Consider the following 3402-nt stretch of genomic DNA (forward strand, 5'->3'; position numbering starts at 1 on the left):
CCTCGCGCTCACTTCTCAGTGAGGCACCTCGCGAAGAACCGGCCCTCGCTCGATGCGGGTAGGCTGCGCGGTCCTGCCCGCGTGCGTTCCACTACCATTCGGGCAAGTCACGCACGAGGGCGAAGTACGTCTGTGATGAGCGTGCGACTGCGGTACCCGATGCTTGGAGCTTGATGGATCGATCTGCCACCGGAGCGAAGAAGATCTCGGCAACGCCGGCGAACCCGAGTGCGGCGGACGCAACCCCCGAAGCAGAGGACTCGTCGGCCTCGCAGCGGCCGGTTGCTCAATCCGTCACCGGAGCAAACGAGACCTCGGCGTCTCAAGCGAGCCCGATCGTGGCCGAAGCAACCCAAGCCCCCGAAGCAGGCGACCCGCCAGCAACACGAAAGCAAACTCTCAGGAGTCGAATCGTCAAGTCGTTCGTCGCGGGCTTCGCCGTGATTGGCGTTGTCTCGAGCATCATGGGCGTCCTCGGCGTCAGTTTGCGAGACCTCTGGGAGCCAGACGATGCGCTTCCCGGGGCGCCCACCTACGCAGGAGGTTGGGGGCCAGACCGAACGATGTATCGCCTCCACGAGGACGAGATACCCACGCACCCAGCCTTCAACGCCTTCTCGGACAACGCGGTGTTTGGGGATGAACGCAACTTCGTTGGCATGCGCCTGCCGACCGACGTCGTGAACGGCGATAACGTGTGGTCGGATCGGTTGGAGGTGGAGCCGGGCGACACCGTGATCGTCCGCGCTTTCTACGAGAACGCTGCGCCCGATAACTACGACTCGATTCCAACCTCATGGCTCCAGGGCGCCACCGCTCGCTTCTACGTTCCTGCCGAAGCGTCCGAGGACGTCTCAGTGGGAGTCACGTTGTCTGCGAGCAACGCCGCTTCAGTCTGGGACGGTGCGACTGCACTTGCTTCCGAACCAGTGCGGCTCGTGCCGATCACCGGCAGCGGCATCATCGAGACGAATGCGCCCGGACTTGACTTCGACGCAGTGTCCGCAGCTACCGGTGCCCCCTTTCATCTCGGATTCGAAACCAACGACGGAGTCATCAAGCCGGGTTTCGAATATGCTGGCTACATCGTGATGCAGTTCCGGGTCGAACCGGGGTAGCTCTACGTCGTCATCCTTGCGGTTGCACGTGAGAAGCGGCGGGCGGACGTGCTGAACAACACGACCCGGTTGACAGCACAGACGGATGCAGCCGGTGGAGTCGCTAACGCCAACGTTCTGCTCCACGCAAGACCTGCGCGTACCGTGATCGACTCCCTCAACTCAACAGCGGCGATCGTCGAGCACTTTCAAGCTCCTCTCGGCATCGAGCCGGATCGTGACACGCTGAGCGTGATGCCGTGGCGCGAGGCGTTCCGGGAGCCCGAAAGGCTCAAGGTCGTGGGCGAGGAGGTCGCTCAAAAGGCGCTTATCGGCGCTGGCACCGCCGGAACGCTCGTTTCGTCTGCCGCCGTAGTTCTTGGTCGGAACGGCCCTAATCCCGGCGCGTCAGGTTCGGCAACGCTGCGTGTGGCAGCACCGCTGCCATCAGGGCGCCGGTCGACGGCGCATTGCAACCACGAAGTTGCGCGCTCAACAATCGTCAGGCGGGTGCCCCGGCGGGCGACGGTCGTGCAGCTGTGTGGGATGGTTCGGATCGGAGACGCTAGTTTCCGTGTCGATAGAGGCCCTACTCTGAAGTAGTGGTGACCGATGTGACAGCCGAAGAGTTTGCGAAGTACTTAGAGCGGTTTGACCTAGCCGCAACACGGCGTCATGAGATGGCCGCTCAAGACTTGCGTGACGCAGAATCTGTAGCGGCCTTCGACCGTGTTCTCTTGGCCCATCAGCGGAAGATGCGCGCCGCAGGCGAGCAGCGCATCGCAGAAGTCGTGCGCCCCCTGGCGGACAGCGATGCGGTGCCCCTGCTCGTTCAGGCGAACCTGGACGACCTTTGGCAACGATCGGTGCAACAAGTGAGCGAGGTGTTGCGCGCGGCGGCACTTGCTTCCGAAAGACGGCCACAAGCGACCCCTGGACCGCTCCACTTGGACCAGCTCTGGACAAATGTCTACTTTGCTCTTGGGCAGCAGATCGCCGTCGCGATGATTTCCGATTCATACGCCTCTTCGACCGATCAGTTGAGCTCACCCGCGAAGGGTGAGTCGCTGGCTGAAGTGATTGGAATGCTGGAGCGTTTCCGAGAATCGGCAGCGCAGCAATCAAAGGAGCGTCGCGTCGCATTGCGGGAGGCCTCGAATTACCGAGATTTAAGCGAAGTCGACCGACTCAAGGACGGCCTAAGTAACCTCGGCGGCCAAGTTGCTATCCTCGACGAGATTTTGCAGATTGCCAAACAAGCCGAGTCTGATCCAAGTGTTCCTCCTGATGAAGTGGTTCTAAACGTCCAGGAGCTGCTGGCGTTTGCGCGGCTCCAACGAGACGCTTGGGCCAAAGAGTTCCAACTGGCACTGGCAGTGCGCGACGTCGAGCGGGCAGAGTGCGCCAACGAACTCTTGAACTCCGCAAACGGGCAATCGCTGATGGCAGATTGGGCGAGAAACGTTATGGACGCGGTCGTCAGGCGGTCAGTAGTCGCTAACGAGCCGCCCCCGCCCGCAATTTCCGCGTTCGGGCGGTTCTTCTCACGGCCAGCTTCGCGCGATGTTTGAAGGGATCGACTTCGAACAGCTCCGCAGTCTCGGTCAGGGCAGCGTCGAGCGCGCTTGACCGACTCGTCGCTGCTCTTCGCTGCTCGTCGCTACGCGGTCCCAGCATCCGCGTAGCCGAGCGGCTTCCGTTGGTGCCGCGCCGAGTTCGCCGACACCCCCGGTAGTGCGGCTCGTGCACCGGGCCCAGCGTGACCATCCGGATGACGCCTAGCTGTACCGGGTCATGACCTTGGTGCGGTTCGGGTGATGGGTGGGGCTCCGATGGCTGAGTGGATGCGTTCAGTGTTGTAGCGCTGGAGCCAGGGGGCAAGGGCGGCGGCGCGTTCGGCGTTCGAGGTGAAGGGCTGCCGGTAGGCCCATTCGCTCTGCAGGGTGCGGTTGAAGCGTTCGACCTTGCCGTTCTGCCACGGGCAGTGGGGGCGGATGAACACCTGCCGCGCGCCGAGCTCTGCGACGGTCTCGCGCAGCGAGTAGCGGTACGCCCAGGCGTTGTCGGTCATGATCCGCTCGATCGAGGCGATGCCGTGCGCGGCGAAGAACGCAGCCGCTCGGCGCAGGAAGCCGGCGCAGGTGGCGCCCTTCTCGTCCGCGAGGATCTCCGAGTACGCGAGCCGGGAGTGGTCGTCGACGAGCGAGTGGACGAAGTCGTAGCCCGAGCGGCGGTCCCGATCCCGGTCCGCGCCCACGCCGCGGCCGTTCGCGCGCCAGCCGCCGCCGTCGGGGATGCGGCCGAG

At 63.6% G+C, this 3402-nt stretch carries 3 protein-coding genes; 2 read left to right on the forward strand and 1 reads right to left on the reverse strand.

The window, feature by feature from the left end; genetic code table 11:
* The first annotated feature begins 173 nt into the window (after nt 1-173).
* Nucleotides 174-1118, forward strand: a complete 945-nt coding sequence (locus L332_RS26950; RefSeq protein ID WP_144061098.1) for a hypothetical protein — start codon at nt 174-176, stop codon at nt 1116-1118.
* A 581-nt stretch (nt 1119-1699) separates the two neighbouring features.
* Nucleotides 1700-2668, forward strand: coding sequence for a hypothetical protein (locus L332_RS30210; protein WP_144061099.1), 969 nt, complete (start codon nt 1700-1702; stop codon nt 2666-2668).
* Nucleotides 2669-2889: 221 nt separating this feature from the next.
* Here L332_RS30210 and L332_RS0115700 read toward each other — a convergent pair.
* Nucleotides 2890-3402: integrase core domain-containing protein (locus tag L332_RS0115700; protein WP_144061100.1), on the reverse strand; the 513-nt coding region annotated here is incomplete at its 5' end.

It is taken from the genome of Agrococcus pavilionensis RW1, assembly GCF_000400485.1.
Classification (GTDB): Bacteria; Actinomycetota; Actinomycetes; order Actinomycetales; family Microbacteriaceae; genus Agrococcus; species Agrococcus pavilionensis.

Excerpts from the sequence above, each read along its gene's own strand:
- L332_RS26950 (WP_144061098.1), top strand. The coding sequence starts at position 174 with ATGGATCGATCTGCCACCGGAGCGAAGAAGATCTCGGCAACGCCGGCG.